The following is a 23,614-nucleotide window of genomic DNA, read 5'->3' as shown; positions in this document are numbered from 1 at the left end:
CAAGCTGTGAATATTAGAATCGATAAATGATGAAATATTGGCGAAGCTATGATTAAGGGGCATAAAAAAATCCGATGACCTGTGATCATCGGATTTTGATCCTATTATGCCAAATGTCAATTGCTTAACTGATCGGCATTGAAGCAATGCTTGGCTTTTTATTCATGGCTTACAAGCTTTCACTGTACTCAGTCATGACTTGTTCAACCCAGCTTGCGATACGTTCATCACTAAGCTCGTATTGGCTGTCTTCATCAAGGGCTAGGCCAACAAATTGTTTGCCATCTTCAGTGAGTGCTTTTGACGCCTCAAATTCATAACTTGCATCGTTAGGCCATTTTCCTAGCAAGGTAATGCTTTGATCACAAATTTCATCGTGTAACATGCCAAGTGCATCTTGGAACCACTGACCATAACCTTGTTGATCGCCCATACCAAACAGAGCCACGGTTTTGCCGTTTAGGTTAACATCTTTAATGTCATCCCAGATTGATTCCCAATCTTCTTGCAACTCACCAAAATCCCAAGTTGAAATGCCGAAGATCACGAAATCAAATTGCTCTGCATTTTTTAATGGCTCATCTTTGATATTGTGAAGGCTCACGATGTCGTGACCAATAATATCGCGAATTTTCTCTGCCGCTATTTCTGTGTAGCAGGTTGTAGAACCATAAAATAAACCAATCTGCATCGTATTTATCACTGTGTATTTGCCTGATATGATAGGCGTAAGTTTACCGTAAGGTATAATCAATTGATACCTTGATAAGGATGAGAGTACGCGTGGCTGATAATAATTCACAAGCCCAAAAAGGTGTAATAACAGCAAATAACGCCGAACATTTAGAGTTATTTTTAGATACGCTGTATCTTGAGCAGGGAGTCAGCGAAAACACATTAGCCGCTTATCGCAGTGACCTTGAAAAGTTTTGCCAATTTTTAAAAGATAAAGACCTACTGGCTGTCCGCTCAGATGATATTGAAGCGTATTTAGCATACCGTGTTGATTTAGGACTGAAGTCGCGCAGTACAGCGCGAAGCATCAGTGCACTTAAGCGTTTTTATCAGTATTTTGTACGCGAAAAAGCCATTGCTGATTCGCCGATGGTCAGTATTGCTCAGCCAAAAGCAGGGCAGTCATTACCAAAAACACTGTCAGAAGCCGAAGTAGAAGCTCTGCTTGCAGCCCCAGACATAGAAGATGCAATGGGGCTTCGCGATAAAGCCATGCTTGAGCTGTTATATGCCACAGGGCTTCGTGTTACAGAGCTGGTGGGGCTCAGAATGGAGCAAATTAATTTGCGCCAAGCGGTGGTCTTTGTAAAAGGTAAGGGTAATAAAGAGCGTTTAGTTCCCTTAGGCGAAGAAGCAATGTACTGGCTTGAGCAGTTTTTAAAAGTGGGTCGTTCGCAAATGATTAAACATGCCACTGACTTTGTGTTCCCATCAAAGCGCGGGATTGGCATGACACGACAAACTTTTTGGCATCGCATCAAACACTATGCTATTTTGGCATCAGTTGAATCGCCGTTATCACCGCATACGCTCAGACACGCGTTTGCAACGCATTTGCTTAATCATGGGGCGGACCTTAGAGTCGTGCAAATGATGTTAGGTCACAGTGACTTATCAACAACACAAATTTATACCCATGTAGCGAATGAAAGATTGAAGTCGGTACACGAGCAACATCATCCACGTGCTTAGTGCAAGATTTTTAAAGATGTACCGGTCTATATAAAAAATGATCAGGATATAGGATATTTATGAAAAAGTTAGTTTTAGCCACAGCACTACTAGGCACAAGCTTAAATGTGTTTGCCAATGGCGTATCAACAACAGACGCTGCTGATGCCCCTATTATTGCTAAGTTTGCTGAATTAGGCGTAACCGTTAAGCAAATCAACCCAAGCCCAGTGGCAGGTCTTAAAGAACTAATTACTGACAAAGGCGTGTTGTACGCAAGCCCTGACGGTCAATTTCTAATGCAAGGAACACTGATTGACCTTAATAATCGAGTTAATTTAACAGAGCATGCTCTAAGTGACGTTCGTAAAGAAGGTGTTGCTGAGTACGAAGACTCAATGATCGTTTACAAAGCGAAAGACGAAAAGCATTCGATCACAGTATTTACCGATATCACCTGTGGTTATTGTCGTAAATTACACCGTGAACTTGATGACTTCTTAGATGCGGGTATCACGGTTAAATACCTTGCTTTCCCACGTGGTGGTTTACGTGGTAAAGGTTACCAAGATTTAATGAATGTATGGTGTGCTAAAGACCCTGCTGAAGCATTAACAGAAGCAAAAGCGGGTGCAGAAGTCGCTGCCGTGCCTGGTTGTAACGCACCAATTGCAGAGCACTACCAACTAGGCCAAAGCTTTGGAATGTCGGGCACACCGGCAATTATTTTAGAAGATGGTACCATGATCCCAGGTTATCAATCAGCTGCGCAAATTAGCCAAGCGCTTGATGCTTTACCAAAAACATCTTCATAACCGATTTTTTAACGAAAAGGCCTATTTGTCGTAGGCCTTTTTTATTTGTCTTAAGCAAAGAAGTACCATTTCCGACATGGAAAAAATAATTCAAGCTCGTCCTCATGTTGATGATTCGCATTTACCACACCATTTACATCCTGTAATTAAGCAAATATATGCGACTCGACAGGTGCAAAGTGCCACTGAACTCGATAATAGCGCTGCAACATTACATGACTTTAAGCTGTTTAAAGATATCGACAAAGCTGTTGTGCTATTGCAACAAGCGCTAGCTGATCAAAGTCGCGTGTTAATCGTCGGTGACTTTGATGCCGACGGTGCAACCAGCACAGCAACCTTAATGCAAGGTCTTGCTATGTTCGGCTTAAAGAACCTTGATTACTTGGTACCAGACAGATTCAGCCTAGGTTATGGCCTAAGCCCCGCACTTGCTGAGCAAATAGTAACCATGCAACCCGAGCTTGTGATCACCGTTGATAACGGTATTTCATGTATCGATGGCATTGCCATTGTAAAGCAAGCAGGTATTAAGGTGCTGGTAACTGATCATCATTTACAAGGTGAAGCCCTACCAAATGCAGATGCTATTGTGAATCCGAATCGCCATGACTGTCAGTTTCCATCGAAATCGATAGCAGGCGTTGGGGTGGCTTTTTATCTGCTGATTGCTTTACGTAGCCACTTACGTGAACAAGGGTACTTTCAGCAAAATCCAATGCCAAATTTGGCTGAGTTACTTGATATTGTAGCCCTTGGTACCGTTGCCGATGTGGTCGCGCTTGATGCCAATAACCGAACCTTAGTTCATCAAGGTTTAGCACGTATTCGCAGTGGTAAAACACGCCCAGGTATTAGTGCCCTAATCGAAGTGGCAAATCGCAATGCGGCCCGTTTAAGCGCCAGTGACTTTGGTTTTTCATTGGCACCACGCTTAAATGCAGCAGGGCGTTTAGATGATATGAGTTTAGGTATAGCTTGTTTGTTATCAAGCGATATAAACCAAGCTCGCCGTATTGCCAGTGAGCTCGACAGCCTCAATCATGAGCGCCGTGAAATAGAGCAGGGTATGCAAACTGAAGCACAAGCGGTGCTTGATCGTTTAGCATTTAAAACCGAGTCAGTGCCTGATGCCATTTGTTTATACCAAGCTGATTGGCACCAAGGCGTGATTGGTATTTTGGCTGGTCGCTTAAAAGAAAAGTATCACCGCCCGACGATTATTTTTGCAGCGGGTGATAACGGCGAAATAAAAGGCTCTTGCCGCTCTATTGAAGGGCTGCATATGCGTGATTTGCTTGAGCGAGTAAATACACTCTACCCGCATTTGATCAGTAAATTTGGTGGCCATGCCATGGCAGCGGGGCTGAGTATCAATGAGCAGTGTTTTATTGAATTTAAAACCGTGTTTGAGCAAATGGTGACAGACACACTCACTGAAGAGCATAAGCAAAGTATTTTACTTACCGATGGTGAATTACCTAATGAGTGCTTTTCGATGGAGTTTGCAAACCAGCTAAAAAATGCCGGCCCCTGGGGTCAGCAATTTCCAGAGCCAGTGTTTGAACATGTATTCGAAGTAATACAGCAGCGCATTGTCGGTGAAAAACACTTAAAACTAGTTTTAAAACATCAGTCTGGACGATTAGTTGATGGCATTGCATTTGGGGTTGATGTGCGTGCATGGCCAGATACCGAAGTGCGTTATGTGAAAGCTGCTTATCAACTCGATATAAATGAATTCCGTGGTAAATTCTCGTTACAGTTGATTATTCGAGAGCTACAAAAAGCGACATAAAAATATCGTTATAATCGACATAAAAGGCTAATAAAACGCTCGGTTTTTTGTTAAAATCGGGCGTTTTTAATATTTGTAGATAATTTACCGTATTTATTGTCGATATCGGTGCGCGGTAAATCAGCCATTTTGGAGTAATGTACATGTTTGAAGTGAATCCTGTGATTAATCAAATCAAGGAAATTCGCGAACGTACTGAACTGCTTCGGGGGTACCTTTGACTACCCTCTTAAGAAAGAGCGGTTAGAAGAAGTTAACGCAGAACTTGAAGATTCAGCAGTGTGGAATGAGCCAGAGCGAGCTCAAGCACTTGGCCGTGAAAAGTCGGCACTCGAAGCTATTGTTGAGACCATTGATAATCTAGTGTCTGGTACCGAAGATGTTGAAGGTTTAGTCGAGCTTGCTGTTGAAGCAGAAGATGAAGAAACCTTCGCTGAAGCTGAAGCTGAATTAGGCGATTTAAGCGCACAGCTTGAAAAGCTAGAGTTCCGTCGTATGTTCTCAGGCGACCATGACCAAAACGATGCTTACCTTGATTTACAATCAGGCTCTGGCGGCACTGAAGCCCAAGACTGGTGCAACATGCTACTGCGTATGTATTTACGTTGGGGTGAAGCAAAAGGTTTTAAAGTTGAACTGGTTGAAGCAACTGATGGTGATGTGGCTGGTATCAAAGGCGCAACTGTGCGCTTTGTTGGCGAATATGCATACGGTTGGTTACGTACAGAAACAGGTGTTCACCGTTTAGTGCGAAAGAGCCCGTTCGACTCAAGTGGTCGTCGTCATACCTCATTTGCATCGGCATTCGTTTACCCAGAAATCGACGATAATATCGAAATTGATATTAATCCGGCAGACTTACGTATTGACGTTTACCGCGCATCAGGCGCAGGTGGTCAGCACGTAAATACAACAGAGTCAGCGGTTCGTATTACTCACATACCAACCAACACTGTTGTACAGTGCCAAAATGAGCGTTCACAGCACAAGAATAAAGACCAAGCAATGAAGCAGTTAAAAGCGAAATTGTTTGAACTTGAAATTCAAAAACAAAATGCTGAGAAACAAAGCCAAGAAGATGCTAAATCTGATATTGGCTGGGGTAGTCAAATTCGTTCATACGTACTTGATGACTCGCGCATTAAAGACTTACGTACTGGCGTTGAAAACCGTAATACACAAGCGGTTCTTGACGGCGACTTAGATAAATTTATTGAAGCCAGCCTTAAATCTGGCCTATAACCACCAAGCTAAAAAAGAGCTAAAAAATGACTGATCAAATCCAAGACGAAAATAAGTTAATCGCTGAGCGTCGTGGCAAATTAGACGCAATCCGCGAAAATTGCCCAGCCAACGGTCATCCAAACCAATTCCGTCGTGAACATTACACGGCTGATTTGCAAGCTGAGTTTGGTGATAAATCGAAAGAAGAATTAGTTGCTGAGCAACATGTTGTATCAGTTGCAGGTCGTATTCTTGCAAAACGTGGTCCTTTCCTTGCGTTACAAGACATGAAAGGCCAAATTCAAGCGTACGCATCAAAAGACGTACAAAAAGAATTAAAAGCAAAATACGGTCAACTTGATATCGGTGACATCATCGGTGTTAAAGGCGCACTAAATAAATCAGGTAAAGGTGACCTTTACGTAGAAATGACAGAGTACGAGTTACTGACAAAGTCATTACGTCCGTTACCAGAAAAATTCCATGGTTTATCTGACCAAGAAACTAAATACCGTCAACGTTATGTTGATTTAATTACGAATGATGCGACACGTGAAACTTTCCGTATTCGCTCAAAAGTTGTTGAAGGTATCCGTCGTTTCTTAGCTGATCGTGACTTCATGGAAGTTGAAACACCGATGCTACAAGTGATCCCAGGTGGTGCGTCTGCACGTCCATTCGTAACACACCACAATGCACTTGATATCGACATGTACTTACGTATTGCCCCTGAACTTTACTTAAAACGTTTAGTTGTAGGTGGCTTTGAGCGTGTATTCGAAATCAATCGTAACTTCCGTAACGAAGGTTTATCAACGCGTCATAACCCAGAATTTACGATGATCGAATTCTACCAAGCATATGCGGATTACATTGACCTGATGAACATTACTGAAGACATGTTACGTACTGTTGCGACAGACGTACTTGGTTCACCAATTGTGGTAAACACAACGAAAGATGAAAATGGTGAAGTTGTTGATTCAGTAGAGTACGACTTTGGACAACCTTTTGCTCGTTTAACAATGAGCGAGGCTATCCTTAAGTACAACCCAGACTTTGATGCTGCGGTATTTAATGACCCTGAAAACCATTTTGAAGAACTTAAAGCGTACGCAAAGCAAGTACACGTTAAGATCCCAGAAAACTGCGTATGGGGCCCAGGTAAGTTCTTGTGTGAAATCTTCGAAGAGACTGCTGAGCATAAGTTAATTCAACCAACTTTCATTACCGCTTACCCGTGGGAAGTGTCTCCACTTGCGCGCCGTAACGATGAAAACCCATTTGTGACTGACCGTTTTGAATTCTTCGTAGGTGGCCGTGAATTAGCAAATGGTTTCTCTGAGCTTAACGATGCACAAGATCAAGCTGAGCGTTTTGCTCGTCAAGTTGAAGAGAAAGACGCAGGTGATGATGAAGCAATGCACTACGATGAAGATTACATTCGTGCGTTAGAGTACGGCTTACCACCAACAGCGGGTGAGGGTATTGGTATCGATCGTCTAGTGATGTTATTTACTGACTCACCAACAATTAAAGACGTGATCCTATTCCCACACATGCGTCCTCAAGCTGACTAATCAGCTAAATGTTCTGAAAACGCCGCTTTTTAGCGGCGTTTTTGTTATCAGAATTTTCTGATTTTTATTGCTCTCAATTTTTATATTTAATTGTAATTAGCTGATCTAAAAGAAAATGCTGAATTATTTTTCAAACGAAGTTACTAAGTTGTAAAGTTTTTCTACTAATTCTAAGTCCGATAGTATTATTTTTAGACAAGATATGACATCATTACGCCATTCTCTTCAACGTTTAAACGGACTTAATAATAATGACAAAAAAGCCTTCGCAGTCTTCAGTAGAGACAACGCCAAGCGAGCATCAACGTGAAGCTTTTTATCGTGCCTGCATCGCCGAATTCCAACAATTGGGTTATCAAGACCAATACCTAGCCGAATTAACAGATGAACTAATCCCACTGACGGGTCTTGAGCCGTTGAGTGATAAAGAAAAAACGACTAAAGGGTAAACAAAAACGAGTTGTTTTTGTGCGTTGTGGATAATCTATAACCATCTGTACGATTTTCCTTGAAAAGTGTTTGACATATTTCCTGAAGTCTTTATTATACGCCCCACAAGACGGAGAGGTGGCCGAGTGGCCGAAGGCGCTCCCCTGCTAAGGGAGTATAGGGTTTGTAGCTCTATCGAGGGTTCGAATCCCTCCTTCTCCACCATTTTTTTAAAATGGCATGTCTTGAAAGTAATATGTGTGGACGCGTAGCTCAGCTGGATAGAGTACCTGGCTACGAACCAGGCGGTCGGAGGTTCGAATCCTCCCGCGTCCGCCACTTTTTACTTTGGCTCTGCTAAGAGAATAAATTAGCAATATTCAAATGTGCGTGTGGACGCGTAGCTCAGCTGGATAGAGTACCTGGCTACGAACCAGGCGGTCGGAGGTTCGAATCCTCCCGCGTCCGCCATATTTGAAACTCATATCGAGTATAAAGATACAAATTTGGTCGGAGGTTCACTCTTTCAAGAGACGTCCCGCGTCCGCCATATTTGAAAGCTCACATCGAGTATAAAGATAAATCATTGCAAGATTATAAAATGCAACTGCGGACGCGTAGCTCAGCTGGATAGAGTACCTGGCTACGAACCAGGCGGTCGGAGGTTCGAATCCTCCCGCGTCCGCCACTTTCTCTTAGAAAGTGATATAAGCCGACAAGCTGTCGGTTTTTTTGTCTTTAAGACATGGTCAATGCGCGACTTAAACATGCAAAACATACTGCGGACGCGTAGCTCAGCTGGATAGAGTACCTGGCTACGAACCAGGCGGTCGGAGGTTCGAATCCTCCCGCGTCCGCCACTTTCTCTCAATTAGAGTTAAAGTGACATAAACCGACGAAAGTCGGTTTTTTTGTGCCTGCAATTCGCGTAGGTATGGTTGTAGGAGCGACTTCAGTCGCGAATTCTTTAAAATAAAAAACTCATGCTTAATCGAACTGTGCGTGGCTCAATGGGGTGAAAGTGATTATCTTCTACCCCTTCTGTTGGTTCGCCCGCTAGTCTTGATGAGTAGTAGTAATCAATGTCACGGTCATTACTATCAAACAAGTTAAGCAATTCAAGTTCTGCTTTCCAATGAGTTTGCTGATAACTCACTAAACCATTTACCACAGTTAAAGGCTCTGAACGTTTGCTGCCATCATCACTCAACATACGTTTACCTATATGGCGTAAACGTAATGAGCTTTGCCACTGTTGTGCAAACTGCCAGCTAATCCCGGCACTTGCAACCACTGGTACAGCTCCCTCAATACGGTTGTTGTTATTGCTAATGTCTAAACGAGAATGCGTAAATGACGCTTCTGCATCTAAGCTTAATGTGTCACTAAGCCAGTAGTAGGCACTTAGTTCTATACCATAGCGCTGTGATGCATCACTGGCCTCAGTGTTACCTGCATCACCAACAAACAACAATTCTGAGTCGAGTTCTAGCCACCAAAGGGCTGCAGAAAAGTTAAATTGTTGCTCATCGAAGTAGCGCAACCCTAACTCTGCACCGTTACTCTTAACGAGTAAGTCTACGGTGTTTGTTGCCTCAAATGTTACTGGGTCTTGAGCAATGGTTGCGCCACGAGCATCATTTGAGTGAAAAGACTGCCCCCAGTTTGCATAACCAGCAAGGTTATCAGTAAATAAGTAAGTTAGACTCGCCTTAAAGCCGAGTAAATCATCATCTGCATCTCCAGAATTTAAACTGTTGTCGCTATCAATGTGAGCATCTAAATAATCATATCTAACACCAAGGGTTGCCTCTAACTGTTGGCTTAAATGAAGTTGTGTTTGCCAGTATGCTGTATAGCTTGTTTCCTCGACACTGTCTTGTCGTACTGTTGAAAGGTACTTTCGGGCTTGTGTATTGTATAGGCCAACTTTATTCACATTATCATGCCGAAGCTCTGTTCCAACGGTATGATTAACGGGAATATCACCTACATTAGCTGTAAATTGATAGCTTAGTGTTCCACCTGAGATAATGCGGTTATCTCGTTGGTTAAACTGATCGCCATTAATTGGATCATTAAGGAAATATGAGAAGTTAGAGTATAAATTTAGCTCGTAGTCGATGAGGTATGCACTTACTGACAAGTTTTGTCCTTGCCAATTTGTCGATAAGCTATACCGACTTGACTCTCCGCCAAGTGTTTTATCGAGTGAGCCAAGCTCTGAAATGATACCTTGCTCAATAGCCCTTTGCGGGATCTGATCTGCTGAATTCCAACTGTTGTCATAAGCCATTGCCGTAATTGATAAGTTACCTTGTTCTGAATCACGACTATAACGTAGCAATGCGTTTTTTTTATTAACGTCTTCATTAATATCCTGCCAAGGCCCATCATAAACTTGCCACTCTGTCGCGCCTACCAGTTTGCCACTACCGATTGAGGTACTCCCTAATGCAACACCTCTATAGAAGTTATCTTCCCCTACAGTGATACTGAGCTGATCATGTTTAGGGTTGTCAGATAAATGAAAATAAGCACTGCCAGCCGTTGAAAAGTCGCCTTGGCGCACATCATAACTGCCTTTTTGATAACTAACAGTGGCAATTGTTTCTGGAATTATAAAGTTTAAGTCAGTATAGCCTTGCCCATGACCATGACTGCGCATATTGATAGGCATACCATCAATGTTCGTGGCAAAGTCTGTTCCATGATCAAGATTAAAGCCACGAATAAAATATTGATTCGCTTTTCCAGAGCCGCTGTGTTGGGTGACAGCCATACCGGGAATTAACTCAAGCAATTCAGTAGATCGAAGCATGGGTCTATTTTCTATTTCACCCTGACCAATAATACCGCTAGAGGCGCTTATAGACTCACCAATTAATCCAGTACGGTGACCATAAACCGTTATTTTTTCTATATTAGCAAACGCGTTAAAAGAGCTGCAGAAGGTTACAACACTGATACATAGCTTATTCATTTGAAAGATCCTTATTTGAAAGGTGCTAATCAACAAACGAGTAATTGCTAATATTGGATGCAAAAAACGTTTAAAAAATTGAGTTAATTTGCTTCATGGTCAATTTGTGTTAGATTTAATAAAATATTCCAAAAATAATAACAAGTGGGAATTTTATTTTATGTATGTGAAAGGTGCATATCAAAACAGGCTGGCTATAAGTTGCACCCTGATACTCTTGGCAGGTTGTCAAACAAGCACTGAAAAAGCCCCGATAACCGACCAACAATACTTCGAGCAGGTAATGTTAGCGCCTGCTATTTTGCCAAACGATTTAACCAATACTGGCTGTTTATCGCTTGAGAGTGAAACTAAGCTGCAAGGCTATAAATCAGCGGCTGAGGTTAATTACCAGCAAGCAGGTTGGCAAAACAGAGTGGCAGCCGACTGGCAGTATTTTTTAGCCCCAGAGCAACCGGGCAAGCTACTCCTAATCGATTATCAAGTTCAAGCAGGGCAATTAGCTTACCGGTATTTAAGTGACGGCAGCCATAATGAGCTGTATGAACCTTGGAGCTCATCGAAGGTTCAAGCGTTTAGCGGTGCGCTGTCAAAAGTAAGGCAAACTCACCCAGAGCTTGGTGCAGCTTCTTTTGCTGGTGATACGGCACTCGCTGATTTGATCAGCAGTATCAATAGTTACGAAGCATTTGGCAAAGCCGATGGTAATTCAAATGCGATAGCCAGTTATTTTGTCAATGTAGCAGGGCGCGAGTATTTACGTGGGCTTTTTAATTATGGCTGGCTAAAACTACAGGATCAGCGTTTGTTATTTAACGGCGCATATGGCTCAGAGCAGTTTATGCCATCAGACGAATACTGGCATAACCCTGCTAATAATGAGCTTGATGCAAAGATAAGCCGGTACAAAGCAAGCAGTGATGATCCTGGCTATTTGGGGTATCGTTGTGAGGGTTGTGGTTTAACGGGCAACAAAGCAATGACCACACTTGCTCAAGCGGAATGGTTAAAACGTCTGGTTAGTCATCAGCGTGAACCAAGTACGCAAATGCCTTTTTTACAAGCAAGTGATGTTGATGTGCTACTTAACGGCACAGGTCATACAGATGAACATGCTCCTGTAGGCGGTATGATGGTGGGTATCAGTCATATCGTTACAAATGCATTGGCAAATGTTATTGCACCAAATGATAGTCGCTCAGCAAAAGAAGTGCTCGATAGCGCAACGAATGGGCAGTGGCGTGTTTGGCAAAAAATTGGCTGGGGGCCAAGTGAAACGCGCTCCACCACAGAAACAGTTATGTTGGCACATGTGTGTTTAGGCAATTATCAAGGTGGCCGTGAGTTTACTTTTAGTGTGCAGCAGTCAACTTTGGGGGCCGACGAAGCCAATTTACCAACAGTCGGTAAGCAAATGCAGCAAAAGTTGCAGCATGCTTTTACAAAATTATTAGATTAACGCGTTCAATAAGAATTAAGGTACAGCTATGCGTCGTTCAATTATCGCTTTATCAATTACTTTAGGTGTTGCTTTTAGTGCACCTATGCATGCTGAGGGGTGGCAATCAGATGTTATCGGGGTCACGCAGTCACAGCTTTCGCCCAGCTACTGGCTAGCACAAGGTGCATCGGCAAAAGTGATCATGACAGAGGCGCAAATTGCGGCCTTCAACGAGAAACTAGTAAAAGATAATAAATACATTGTTGATCCTCTTTCATTTCAAAAGTCGCTCACTAAAGACGAGCTAACAAGCGCCATTCATTCAGCAAGTTCAATTCCAAAAAGCCCGCGCTTTTTTACCGATGGCCGCCAACTCACAGCGAAAGATTTTGCTAAATATCAGGAAAACTTAAACCTTAACAAAGTCGGAGATAACAATGAGGTACGCTTTGCTGTGGTCGTTAAGCGCACCGCATTACGCACTTTTCCAACCTGGGATCGGGTATTAAATAGCGGCCTTGATCAAGACTTAGATCGTTTTCAAGAAAGCGGTATGTTTCCGGGCGAAGCGGTTGCTGTATTGCATCAAAGCGCAGATAAAAAATGGTTGTTAGTTCGTGCTTACAACTACCTTGCATGGACGCCAGCCAAAGATCTTGCCTTTGCTGATGCGGATAAAATAAAAGCTTATCGCGAACAAGCTAACTTTTTGGTGGTAACTGGGGCAAAGGTCAATACTGCTTATGTGCCAAGCGATGAAACCCTCTCAGAAGTGCAGCTCGATATGGGAGTACGCTTACCATTGGTTGATAGTGAGCAAGTACCGTATTTGCTCAACGGCCAAAACAGCTATGCTAGCCATGTTGTACAGTTACCAACCCGCGATGAGCAAGGCAAACTTGTAATTAAACCGGCGATGATCAGTAAAACTGCCGATGTAAACTTAGGCTACCTAGACTACAACGAACAGAATCTGATTAAACAAGGCTTTAAGTTTTTAGGTGAGCGTTATGGTTGGGGCCATGATTACAATGGTCGCGACTGCACTGGGTTTGTTGGTGAAATTTATAAGAGCTTTGGCCTACTAATGCCGCGTAATTCAGGCCAGCAAGGCAGTAGTGAATACGGGCAAAATAGTCGTTTTGATAAAAATACTGCGGCAGATGATAAGTTGCCGACGGTTAAGAACATGGCGATTGGCGATCTAATTTATATTCCGGGTCATGTAATGATGTACTTAGGAGAGCATCACGGTGAGCCTTATGTTATTCATGACGTTAAAGGCTTAGGTTATAACAAAGGTGATGGTAGCTTTTATAGTAGTGCCTTGAATGGGGTGTCGGTCACGCCATTATTGCCACTTAGATTATCGCAAGAAACCAGCTACTTAGATCGTGTTTATAACATTAAGCGTATTCGTTAGAGGCCAGTATGAAAATTAAAGCTGTTCGCTTTGCAAAGCTCAAAGTGCCATTAGTTACCCCATTTAAAACCGCACTGAGAGAAGTGAGTTTTATCGAGGATTTAGTGGTTTTAATCGACACTGAATGTGGTCAAATTGGCTATGGCTCTGCGGCCTCAACTCCGGTTATTACAGGCGATACCCATCAAGGAATGATAGCGGTCATTCAGCAGTTTATTGCTCCTAAATTAGTGGGGCAAGAAATCGAAAACATTAATCAGCTTACCCACATTATTCAATCAACGGTGGTTGGTAACAGTAGTGCAAAAGCGGCTTTAGAGTTGGCGGTTTACGACTTGTGGGGCAAGCTCTATCAAGCGCCATTGTATAAGCTACTTGGTGGTGGTAAGTCAGCGCTAAAAACCGATATCACCATTAGTGTCGATAACATAGATAAAATGCTCGGTGACTGTCAGCGAGCGATTGAGCAAGGCTTTGATGTATTAAAAATAAAAATCGGCAATAACCTTAATCAAGATATTGAACGTGTAAAAGCAATTCATGCAAGTTTTGCCGATAAGGCTCAGCTGCGTTTAGATGTAAACCAAGGTTGGAATGCCAAACAAACTGTGTTTGCACTGCAGCAACTTGAGCAAGCCGGCGTGGTATTAGAGTTGGTTGAGCAGCCAGTAAAAAGCAGTGATATTCAAGGTCTAAAATATATTACTGAGCGAGTGAACACCCCGATTATGGCCGATGAAAGCGCCTTTTCACCGAAGCAAGTGATCCAACTTTTAGAGCTTGGCGCAGTTGATATTATCAATATTAAATTAATGAAAACGGGCGGTTTAAGCCGAGCAATTGAGATTGCTAATATCACAGCCCAATACCAAGCAGAGTGTATGATAGGCTGTATGCTAGAGGGCAGTATTGCCGTAGCTGGTGCTGCACATTTAGCCTCTGCCAAAGCACAGCAAATCAGTAAAATCGATTTAGATGGCCCAGCCCTTGGTCAATATGACCCTGTGCAAGGGGGCGTTGAATTTAGCGGCCCACAAATACGCTTATCGGAAGCCCCAGGTCTTGGTATTGAATCAATAACGGGGCTTGAACTAATTATAAACGGAGTATGGCCAGCATGAAAAAACTAGTCAGTCTTATTGCAGTTATGAGTTTATCGGCTTGTGCCAGCAAAGAATTACCTAAAACTATTATTGATAACAGTCATCAACAGCTCGTGGTGGTGGTGGCCAATGACAGTGATGCCATTGATGCCACTCTTTATCGCTTTGAAAAAACAGCTGGTAGCTGGCAACAACAAGGCCAGCAACACGCGGTGGTACTGGGTCGTACTGGCCTTGCGTGGGGAGTGGGGCTGCATCCTGCACAGCCGGGTCAGCAAAAACAAGAAGGTGATGGTAAAGCCCCGGCAGGTATTTTTGAGCTTGGTACTGCTTTTGGCTATTTAGATTCATTACAAACGAACCTTAGTTATCAAGCAATGACAGTAAATGATTATTGTATCGATGTGAAAGGCTCACCGTTTTACAACCAATTGGTTGATAAAGCACAAGTAGGTGAAGATGCCGTAAAAGACTCTTCAGAATGGATGCGTCGTGATATTTACAGCCAAGATAACCTTTATAAAAAAGGCATTGTTGTTAAGCATAACCCAAGCAATATCAATGGCGCGGGCAGTTGTATCTTTATGCATTTATGGCGGGCACCAAGTAAGCCAACAGCAGGTTGTACAGCGATGACAGAAAGCGATATGGATGCTCTACTTGCGTGGTTAGATGAGCGTAAAAAGCCGCTATTAGTCAGCTTAACCAAAGCGCAATATCAACAAAAGCAAAGTCAGTGGCAATTACCTAACTTAGCTAAATAAAAATAATGAAATAAAAGTATTTTAATTTTGTCATAATGATGGAATAATATATTCCATCAAGGTTTGGGTTAGGATAATAAATGAGTGCAAATTACGCTTTTCTCGATTGGCTAGTATTCGCAAGTTACGGTGCAATTTTATTGCTAAGTGGCTGGTGGTTTAATCGCAAACGCGCTAACTCAAGCCAAGATTTTTTTCTAGGCGGAAATAGCATGCCAACGTGGATGGTAGCTATTTCTGTTTTAGCGACTTCGCAATCAGCGGCAACGTTTATTGGCGGGCCTGATCAAGGCTATCAAGGTGATTTTTCTTATATTGCGACTAATATCGGTGCCTTTATTGCGGCCTTCATAGTATCGGCATTTTTAATTCCGAAGTTCTACCAGCAAAAAGTGTTCACTGTATATGAACTGCTTGAAAAACGTATCGGGCCAAAGGCCAAGCGCCGTAGCGGCATGATGTATTTATTTGGTCGTGTGTTTGCCAGTGGCGCCCGCTTATACATGGCAGCGATTGCTGTGGCGATGATTCTGTATGGCAATATCGATGCCGATAGTGTGGTCATCGCGACTTTAGTATTGGCGCTTGCGGGTCTGCTTTATACCTTTTTGGGTGGCATTCGCAGCGTTATTTATTCTGATGTACTGCAAAGTATCGTTTATGTCAGTGCGGCTATTGCGGTTATTTGGTGCTTGTTGAGTGTTATTCCGGCTGATTTCTCAACCATTATTGCAACGCTGAATGAGCCAAGTCCTGGTGCAGATTCAAAACTTGCGCTGTTTAAATTTGATTTAGATTTTGGCCCGTCAGGTGTGTTTAACATGGCCTCTGTGTTAACGGGGTTTGTGCTATTAAACATCGCTGCATTTGGTTTAGACCAAGATATGACGCAGCGCTTATTAACCTGTAAAAGTCCAAAAGAAGGCAGTAAAGCGTTATTACTATCGGTGGTGATGGTGATCCCAGTTATGGCTATTTTTATCTTTATTGGTTTGCTGCTGTATATTGTTTATCAGCAACCTGCACTAATGAATAGCGAAGCTGGGCAAACGGTCGTACAAGAATTTAATGGCGAAAAAATTACTATCTTTATGTACTACGTATTAAACGAAGTACCAGCCGGGGTTAAAGGTTTAGTCAGCGTGGGTATTATTGCTGCCGCTATTTCTACTTTGAACTCTGGGCTTAGTTCGATGTCTTCAGTCATCGTACAAGATATCTATCGCCCTTACTTGGAAAAACACAATAAACAAGTAAATGACCATCACTTTGTAAAAGCGGGTCGTGTAGGCATGGCTTTAGTAAGCCTTGCTTTAGCGCTTATGGCTATTCTTTGCTATTTCTGGCAGCAATACAGTGATATGCCATTATTAAAATTTGCGCTAAGTGTCATGGTGTTTTCGTACAGCGGTTTGTTAGGTGTGTATTTTACTACCTTGTTCACCAAACGAGGTAGTGAAGGTTCAGTGTTAGCGGCGCTAATAGCGGGCTTTATGGTGACCTTATTAATGCAGCCCTACATGATTGATTGGCTACTACCTGAGTCAATGCGCTTTTACTTAGGATTTACTTGGCAGCTATGCATAGGTACATTGCTCGCAACACTTGTATGTTGCCTAGGTAAAGCGGCACACGAGAAGAGCGCATAAATGGCCTTACGCTATATTTTAGCCATCGATGGCGGCGGCACCAAAGTGTTAGCTGAGCTAAAAGAGCAGGCAAGTGGTGCGACTTTCCGTGCCCAAGCGGGTTCGGCATCAATTTCGAATGATCTTGATTTAGCGTTAGAAAACATTGTTAAAGTGACCCGTGATGTTTGCCAGCAAAGTGGCGCAAAGCCGAGTGAAATTGTCACCGTTATGGGTGTTGCTGGTGGCTCATCTCAGAGTCTTGCTGAGCAATTAACAGTGATGCTCAAGCTAGTTTACGAAATAGAATTTGCCAGTTTGCAAATTACCAGTGATGCAATTACGTCATTATATGGTGCTAATCTTGGTGACCCATGTGTGGTTATTGCCCTTGGCACCGGTGCTGTCGGTGCACGATTAAACGCCCAAAAGCAAACAAAGTTGGTGAGCGGCTGGGGCTTTTCCGTTGATGATTTTGGCGGTGGTGCCCGCATCGGCCTGATGGCAGTGCAGCAATTATTAAACGATATAGATATTTATGATTTACCAAAAAGTCTATTAACGGTTCGTTTGAGTGAGCAGCTAGGATGCACTCGTCAAACAATTAGTAGTTGGCTTAAACAAGCAAAACCTGCGGATTATGCAGCATTTAGCCCATTAGTGTTTAGCTTACAAAACGACTGTGAGGCGGCTAAAACGGTATTAACAGAGCACACCCAATCGGTGGTTAGTTTAATAAATAAAAGCCGAGGTAACTCGCCGTTACCGGTGATTTTAATTGGTGGTTTAGCGAAAGTCAGCCAACCATTATTGCCACGTGCCTTACAAAACGAATTATCTCCTTGTAAAGGAGATTCATTAACTGGTGCCGCCATTTTAGCGGCAAAGCATTACCATGACATTATTGAAAAAGGACAACCCAATGAGCCCTGAGCACGTCTTTAAGCAACAACGTGAGTTACTCGAAGAGTTAAACGGTATTGTCTCCGAAGGGCAAAACCCAGACACTTTGGATATCGATCTGCTCAGCTCCACCGAGATCCTCACTAAGATCAATAATGAAGATCACAAAGTAGCGGGTGCCGTGAAACAAGTGATCCCACAAATTAGTGAAGCTGTCGATCATGTGGTTGACGCATTTCAACAAGGTGGCAGGTTAATCTACATTGGCGCTGGCACCAGTGGCCGCTTAGGTATTTTGGATGCAGTTGAATGTGCGCCTACCTATAGCGTTAGCGATCAGCAAGTGCTCGGTATTATTGCAGGTGGTGACACCGCGGTTAAAAAAGCCGTAGAAGGCGCTGAGGATAGTACAACACTTGCTGTTGAAGATTTAAAAAATGTGAGTTTAACCAGTAAAGATGTCGTGGTTGGCATAGCTGCCAGTGGCCGTACCCCCTATGTTTGCTCGGCAATTGAATACGCTAAATCGTTAGGTTGTGTCACTGTGGGTGTTACTTGTAACCCAGACTCAGCTGTGATGCGTTTACCACAAATTGGTATTTGCCCTGTAGTTGGTGCAGAAGCTGTGACTGGTTCTACACGTATGAAATCGGGCACTGCACAGAAACTGGTGTTGAATATGCTAAGTACAGCCAGCATGATCCGCACAGGTAAAGTCTATAAAAACCTGATGGTTGATGTAAATGCCAGTAACGAAAAGCTACATGCTCGTGCTATTCGTATTGTGATGCAAGCAACAGAGTGTTCGCAGCAGCAAGCCGTTGATGCATTAAAGCAAGCAGGGCAAAGCGCAAAACTGGCTATTTTAATTGTGTTGACCGGAAAACCAGCTCCTGAAGCAAAACAGTTATTGTCAAAAGCAGGTGGCTTTTTACGTAAGGCGGTTGAAGAATAATGCGTTTATTAGTTATTTTACTTCTTAGTTGTTTTGCGCTTTTAGGTTGCCAAGAAACACCTGCACAAGCGCCTAAAAATGCACAGCCTTTACAGGTTGGCGCAGCCAATTTTCAAGCTTATGTTCCTGCATTAAAAGGTAAACGTGTTGGCTTGGTCGTTAATCAAACGTCACTGGTGAGTGGTCAACATTTGGTTGATGCATTACTTGATAATGGCGTAGTGATCGGCAAAATATTTGCCCCAGAGCATGGTTTTCGCGGCGATCATGACGCCGGTGCTCACGTTAAAAGCACAGTAGATGCTAAAACCGGCATTGATGTTGTGTCGATTTATGGCAGTAATAAAAAGCCAAGCCCTGAGATGCTTGCAGATCTAGATGTCATTATTTTTGATATTCAAGATGTTGGTGTGCGTTTTTATACTTACATCAGCTCAATGCATTACGTAATGGAAGCTGCCGCTGAAAATGGTAAACAGGTTGTGGTACTCGATAGACCTAATCCGAATATTGCCTATGTTGATGGGCCTATTCTTGACCCACAATTTCGCTCATTTGTTGGCATGCACGAAATTCCTGTTCTACACGGTATGACAGTGGCTGAACTTGCTCAAATGATCAAAGGCGAAGGCTGGATAAATGACGCAGATAAGCTTGAGCTAAGTGTCGTGCCTGTTACAAACTACGACCGTGCTATGGCTTATGAGCTACCAATAAAGCCAAGCCCTAACTTACCAAATGCCCAATCAATTGCGCTTTATCCATCTTTGTGTTTCTTTGAAGCAACGCCTGTGACTATTGGCCGTGGCACTGATTTTCCGTTTCAAGTTGTCGGTTACTCGCCAGTTAAACTGGGCGAATTTAGTTTTACGCCTAGGGCGATTAAAGGCGCTTCAATGCACCCTAAATTCAAAGGGGTTGAAGTATTTGGTCAAGACTTACGAGATGCTGATATTCAAGGTTTAGATTTAAGTTTGTTTATTTCGGCTTATCAACAGTTGAGCGCGAATGATCAAACGTTTTTTGAACGAGCTGGTTTTATGGATAAACTTGCAGGAACTGATAAATTGCGTTTAGCGATTGAAGCTGGCCAAACTGAGCAACAAATCAAGCAAAGCTGGCAAGCGGATTTGAACGCTTTTAAACGCAAGCGAACGCCATATTTGCTGTATCAATAATAATTAGATAAATAACAACGAGGCGCTTGCCTCGTTTTTTATATTTCTAAAAATTAATTGTGGTATATTCAGGGACTTGATTTATAAGGATATACCATGAAAGTTCATTTAATTGCTGCATTTGCTTTACTCGCTGGTTGCTCACAACTTCCAAACAGTGCAACAAGTAACTCAACCGATGTGCTCGACCTTCGTGATGATAAAAACGCAGCAGAGCAGCTGTGGACACTTAAACATGCAACAAAGCCCAACTATCCTCAAGCTGCTTTAATATCTAAGCAGACAGGTTGTGCGCGCTTTATTATTACTATTGATAAACAAGGTAATACCACCGATATCCGTTTTGTAGAGAGCTTCCCAGAAGGGCTGTTTGTCGATGTGTCGCGAGAGTCACTTAAACATTGGCTGTGGCAGGCAAGTAAAAGTAACAGCGAGTCACGAGCGATAACCCGAACGGTGCAGCTAGACTACTTCATGAAAGAAGCGGCTAATATAGATGCTGCAAAAGCATTTTGTACAATTTAAGTTTTTACTGTTTTTGAGGCATAAAAAAGGGCCGCAATAGCGGCCCCAACAGGATTGATTAACTTAGAACTTGAAGTTAACTGAAAGCTGCAAACTACGCGGGTTATAGTAACTGCGTGATTCACCATAGTTTTCATCAAGTACATATGGGTTTTTGTTGTAACCTGTTTGGCGGTTAAAGACATTAAATATATCTGCGCGGAATTGTAATTCCATATCACCTGAGAACTTAAAGTCTTGGGTGTAGTTTAAGTCAAGTTGCCAGTGACTTGCTGTTCTTCGAGAACCTGCAGGCTCGGCATAGCGGCTAACATGGCTGGTTGGATAACCATACATAGTACCATCCCAGTTTTCCCAAGCTTGACCAGATTGGAATACAAAGTAAGCACCAATGTTTGCTTCCCACGGCACAGTGTAGTAACCATACACTTTAACTTTATGTGGCTTATCACCGGAAAGAGTCCCGTATCGGTTATCCCATGAGTAACGACCGCGACCATCACCATAGTATGATGAGCCGATAAAGTTATTTGCATCATTACTTGTTGTGGTATTGTCTTGGTCGAAATTACCGTAGTAATGGCTCCAAACATATGAAGCATTGATGTAGCTGTTTTCACCTAAGTATTCAGCTTCGATGCTGGCTTCCCAATATTTGGTTTCACCGCCATCGACTTCAGCAATCACATAAGAAGAACCACCAATTTCATCGCGGATTTCATCTAGGTTATCTACATATAAACCTTTATCTGCAATATGTTGCGGTACGCCATCAGCATCAACGCCAGAGTAGTCAGTTAAGCGTGCAGTGTTTGGCATATCTTCCCAAAAATGCATACCTTTACGGTGACGTACGTGAGCACGTAATACTAAATCAGAACCCACGTATTTAGTGGTACCAAGCGTGAACTCATTAATTCGACGAGGCTTCATGCCTTCTTGGAATGCTTTACCTGACGAGCCGCGTCGAGGTGACGCAGAAAGAATATTACCTGATTCATCAAGTAGTAATTCAATTTCAGCGCGAGTATTACGATCCCATGAAGCTGCACGAGCCAAAGAGCTTGCTTCAGGGTTATAAATAGCAAAGTTCGCAAATACTGAATCTTCGCCAGAGTATGTCCAGGTTGCACCTAAACGAGGTTGAAGCATATCACTCCAATCTGTTTTATACATTTCGTACTTATTTCCTGGAGCCAACTCATAACCTGAAACGGTTCCTGACTTCGCTTTTAAGCCTTGTCCGTACCAAGTATCTTGGCTCACAAGTAAACCGATATTATAAGTCCAGTCACCATGCTCAATAGTATCGTTTATTTCGAAATTGAGGCTGCGCATTTCAGAATCGATACCTGAGACTGTGCTTCCATCTTCGGTTGCCAGACTCATTTGTTGTACATGTGCGCGATAAATGGCATCGGCAGGGTCAAAGCCCTCAGTGTCTGCATCAGCATCGACTAAACCGCCAAGGTAAGAGATGCGTCCCCAGCCATTTGATAATCGGGTAAGTTGCTCTTCACTTTCTTCCCACTTAGCACCAAAGTGAAGCGTGTGGTATGTGTCACCCCAGTCAAATTCATGCTCTAAGCTAATTTCAAACGAATCACGATAGAAGTTAATATTGTCATATTGTGAATAAGCGCCAACTCCACCACCGCCTTTTAACACTCCATCTTCCGTGTAACCGTAGGTATTAATTAATCCGGTAGCTCCAGCATTGTAAATAGCAATTTGTTCTTCAGTGAAGCCTTCTTCAGGATCATAGTCTCTAAGGCTTGGTACCGAGAAGTAACCCATCTGAGTAAGGTTGTTAACATCAAGCTGACTATTTAATGAAGGTACGACACTCAACTCTGTATCTGGTTTCGAACCTGTTTCTAATTCAAACTTACTGTATTGGAATGATAGAGTGGTTGCAGAGCCTAAAATCCAAGAGCCATCTAAAGTAAAAATATCTTGGTCAGCTTTACTACCGACAGATACACTGTCAGTTTCGTAAGCGCCAATTGAATCACCTTTAACTTCTTTGTCGGATGTACGTTGTGAAATATTAATTAAAATATCGTCAGTTGGCGCCCAAGTTAATTTACCAAAGTATTCATCGCGGATACTTTCATATTCTTTAACGCCACCATAGGCAGTATCTTTATTCGAGCGAGTTTCTTCTGGGCGATAATAAGAGGTATAGAAATATAAGGTATCCTCAATAAGTGGGCCGCCTAAGCTTGCTGTTAACCAGCTTTTATCGAGCTCATAGCTTTCTTCACCAACAGGTGTTGCAACAAAGCTTTTTGGTTGTACTTTGTATTCTACATTGCCGTGAAACTCGTCAGTACCTGATTTTGATACGGTGTTAATTGAGAAGCCGCCTGAGCGGTTAAAACCAACCGCTTTTGCACCACCGCGGTCCATAGTAACGTAAGCAACGTCGTGAGTTGATGGCTCTGATGCTAAGTTACCAAACATTGGCATTGAAACATTTACACCGTCAAATCCATAAGAGTTATCAACCCCAGAACCACCCGCTGACGGACCTAAAATTGTATTTGCCGAAAGCTCAACACCCGGTACAAGTTTTAATAGGTCACGATAATCTTGACCAACAGGCACGCTGTTGATTGCTTCTTCACCTAATGAGTTAGTTAGTGCAGACTTACCTTGGCGGAATAATTTACTGCCGGTAACCGTGATGACTTCAACGTTTTCGTTAGCACCACCCATAGTGACGTTTAGGCTCGAAGTTTGTTCAAGTAAAACATCCACAGTCATGGTTTGAGTTACACCGTTTTTATCGGTGAAAGTCAGTTCATAAGTACCCGGTTTTAATTGTGGTAAGTCGTAGCTGCCGTCTTCTCGTGTAACGACAGTACGTGGTTTTGGCATCACATTACTTTTTGCTGTAACGGTGATCCCCGCCAGTGACTGCTGTGCTTCTGGTGATGATACCTTACCTTTGATCCCCCCGGTTAGATTTGCAAAGGCTGGCGCGCTGGCGAGTGCCGCGGCCATAACAACACCGGTTAAGGCTGTTTTCTTTGCGCGAAGTGCATTGCTAGTCGCTTTTGCTATATAGCTCATTGCGAGTGTGGATGCATGTTGTTTCATTGTTTCCCGTCCTTATATTTATATGCTTTGCTGGACTACTTACCCAATTGAGACTTATGAACTTTAAAATTATG

At 42.8% G+C, this 23,614-nt stretch carries 18 protein-coding genes and 5 tRNA genes; 20 read left to right on the top strand and 3 right to left on the bottom strand.

What is annotated here, in order from left to right; genetic code table 11:
- Positions 1-169 precede the first annotated feature (169 nt).
- Complete coding sequence (gene fldB / locus JIG37_RS18870) at positions 170-691, bottom strand: flavodoxin FldB (RefSeq protein ID WP_054551247.1); 522 nt, start codon at positions 689-691, stop codon at positions 170-172.
- A 92-nt stretch (positions 692-783) separates the two neighbouring features.
- On the opposite strand from fldB, the gene xerD reads away from it, so the two are divergent.
- From xerD to JIG37_RS18815, 11 genes are all read left to right on the top strand, one after another.
- A complete protein-coding gene (gene xerD, locus JIG37_RS18865) occupies positions 784-1,707 on the top strand; it encodes a site-specific tyrosine recombinase XerD (protein WP_253036290.1) in 924 nt (307 codons plus the stop codon).
- A gap of 59 nt (positions 1,708-1,766) precedes the next feature.
- Positions 1,767-2,501, top strand: a complete 735-nt coding sequence (gene dsbC, locus JIG37_RS18860) for a bifunctional protein-disulfide isomerase/oxidoreductase DsbC (protein ID WP_138599639.1) — start codon at positions 1,767-1,769, stop codon at positions 2,499-2,501.
- A 76-nt stretch (positions 2,502-2,577) separates the two neighbouring features.
- The gene (gene recJ, locus JIG37_RS18855; RefSeq protein WP_199530075.1) at positions 2,578-4,299 is read left to right on the top strand and encodes a single-stranded-DNA-specific exonuclease RecJ; all 1,722 of its coding nucleotides are present in this window, start codon (positions 2,578-2,580) and stop codon (positions 4,297-4,299) included.
- A 143-nt stretch (positions 4,300-4,442) separates the two neighbouring features.
- Positions 4,443-5,541, top strand: a protein-coding gene (gene prfB / locus JIG37_RS18850) for a peptide chain release factor 2 (protein ID WP_199530074.1) whose coding sequence is annotated in 2 segments (ribosomal slippage) — positions 4,443-4,517 and positions 4,519-5,541 — 1,098 coding nt in all. Because the reading frame shifts where the segments join, the coding sequence is not laid out codon by codon here.
- A gap of 26 nt (positions 5,542-5,567) precedes the next feature.
- Positions 5,568-7,103 carry a lysine--tRNA ligase gene (gene lysS / locus JIG37_RS18845; RefSeq protein WP_054551251.1) on the top strand — a complete coding sequence of 512 codons (1,536 nt, stop codon included), beginning with the start codon at positions 5,568-5,570 and terminating at the stop codon, positions 7,101-7,103.
- Between the two features lie 251 nt (positions 7,104-7,354).
- Positions 7,355-7,552, top strand: a complete 198-nt coding sequence (locus tag JIG37_RS18840; RefSeq protein WP_054551252.1) for a hypothetical protein — start codon at positions 7,355-7,357, stop codon at positions 7,550-7,552.
- A 112-nt stretch (positions 7,553-7,664) separates the two neighbouring features.
- A tRNA-Ser gene (locus JIG37_RS18835) sits at positions 7,665-7,757 on the top strand.
- A 37-nt stretch (positions 7,758-7,794) separates the two neighbouring features.
- Positions 7,795-7,871, top strand: a tRNA-Arg gene (locus JIG37_RS18830).
- A gap of 55 nt (positions 7,872-7,926) precedes the next feature.
- Positions 7,927-8,003 (top strand) — tRNA-Arg (locus JIG37_RS18825).
- A gap of 140 nt (positions 8,004-8,143) precedes the next feature.
- Positions 8,144-8,220 (top strand) — tRNA-Arg (locus JIG37_RS18820).
- Between the two features lie 95 nt (positions 8,221-8,315).
- A tRNA-Arg gene (locus tag JIG37_RS18815) sits at positions 8,316-8,392 on the top strand.
- A 107-nt stretch (positions 8,393-8,499) separates the two neighbouring features.
- Here the strand turns inward: JIG37_RS18815 and JIG37_RS18810 are convergent.
- Positions 8,500-10,515, bottom strand: a complete 2,016-nt coding sequence (locus JIG37_RS18810) for a TonB-dependent receptor (protein WP_199530073.1) — start codon at positions 10,513-10,515, stop codon at positions 8,500-8,502.
- 160 nt (positions 10,516-10,675) lie between these two features.
- Between JIG37_RS18810 and JIG37_RS18805 the strand changes: the two genes are divergently transcribed.
- From JIG37_RS18805 to JIG37_RS18765, 9 genes are all read left to right on the top strand, one after another.
- Complete coding sequence (locus JIG37_RS18805) at positions 10,676-11,974, top strand: hypothetical protein (RefSeq protein ID WP_199530072.1); 1,299 nt, start codon at positions 10,676-10,678, stop codon at positions 11,972-11,974.
- Between the two features lie 28 nt (positions 11,975-12,002).
- On the top strand, positions 12,003-13,379 hold the full coding sequence (locus JIG37_RS18800) for an SH3 domain-containing protein (protein WP_199530071.1): 1,377 nt from the start codon (positions 12,003-12,005) through the stop codon (positions 13,377-13,379).
- Positions 13,380-13,387: 8 nt separating this feature from the next.
- Entirely contained in the window at positions 13,388-14,500 is a 1,113-nt protein-coding gene (locus JIG37_RS18795) for a dipeptide epimerase (RefSeq protein WP_199530070.1), read from the top strand.
- Positions 14,497-15,246, top strand: coding sequence for a L,D-transpeptidase family protein (locus tag JIG37_RS18790; protein WP_199530069.1), 750 nt, complete (start codon positions 14,497-14,499; stop codon positions 15,244-15,246). The genes JIG37_RS18795 and JIG37_RS18790 overlap by 4 nt, the downstream gene beginning before the upstream one ends.
- A gap of 80 nt (positions 15,247-15,326) precedes the next feature.
- Entirely contained in the window at positions 15,327-16,895 is a 1,569-nt protein-coding gene (locus JIG37_RS18785) for a sodium:solute symporter (RefSeq protein WP_199530068.1), read from the top strand.
- Entirely contained in the window at positions 16,896-17,807 is a 912-nt protein-coding gene (locus tag JIG37_RS18780; protein ID WP_199530067.1) for a BadF/BadG/BcrA/BcrD ATPase family protein, read from the top strand.
- A complete protein-coding gene (murQ, locus tag JIG37_RS18775) occupies positions 17,797-18,732 on the top strand; it encodes an N-acetylmuramic acid 6-phosphate etherase (RefSeq protein WP_138601982.1) in 936 nt (311 codons plus the stop codon). Before JIG37_RS18780 ends, murQ begins: the two co-directional genes overlap by 11 nt.
- Complete coding sequence (locus tag JIG37_RS18770) at positions 18,732-19,910, top strand: DUF1343 domain-containing protein (RefSeq protein ID WP_199530066.1); 1,179 nt, start codon at positions 18,732-18,734, stop codon at positions 19,908-19,910. The genes murQ and JIG37_RS18770 overlap by 1 nt, the downstream gene beginning before the upstream one ends.
- A gap of 96 nt (positions 19,911-20,006) precedes the next feature.
- A complete protein-coding gene (locus JIG37_RS18765) occupies positions 20,007-20,435 on the top strand; it encodes an energy transducer TonB (RefSeq protein ID WP_199530065.1) in 429 nt (142 codons plus the stop codon).
- 63 nt (positions 20,436-20,498) lie between these two features.
- Here JIG37_RS18765 and JIG37_RS18760 read toward each other — a convergent pair whose 3' ends face one another.
- Positions 20,499-23,540: a carboxypeptidase regulatory-like domain-containing protein gene (locus tag JIG37_RS18760; RefSeq protein ID WP_138601976.1), complete on the bottom strand. Its 3,042-nt coding sequence runs from the start codon at positions 23,538-23,540 to the stop codon at positions 20,499-20,501.
- Between the last annotated feature and the right edge of the window lie 74 nt (positions 23,541-23,614).

The sequence above is a fragment of the Pseudoalteromonas sp. bablab_jr010 genome, assembly GCF_016464105.1.
Taxonomy (GTDB): Bacteria; Pseudomonadota; Gammaproteobacteria; order Enterobacterales; family Alteromonadaceae; genus Pseudoalteromonas; species Pseudoalteromonas simplex.
This window is presented reverse-complemented; position numbering and strand designations above follow the sequence as displayed.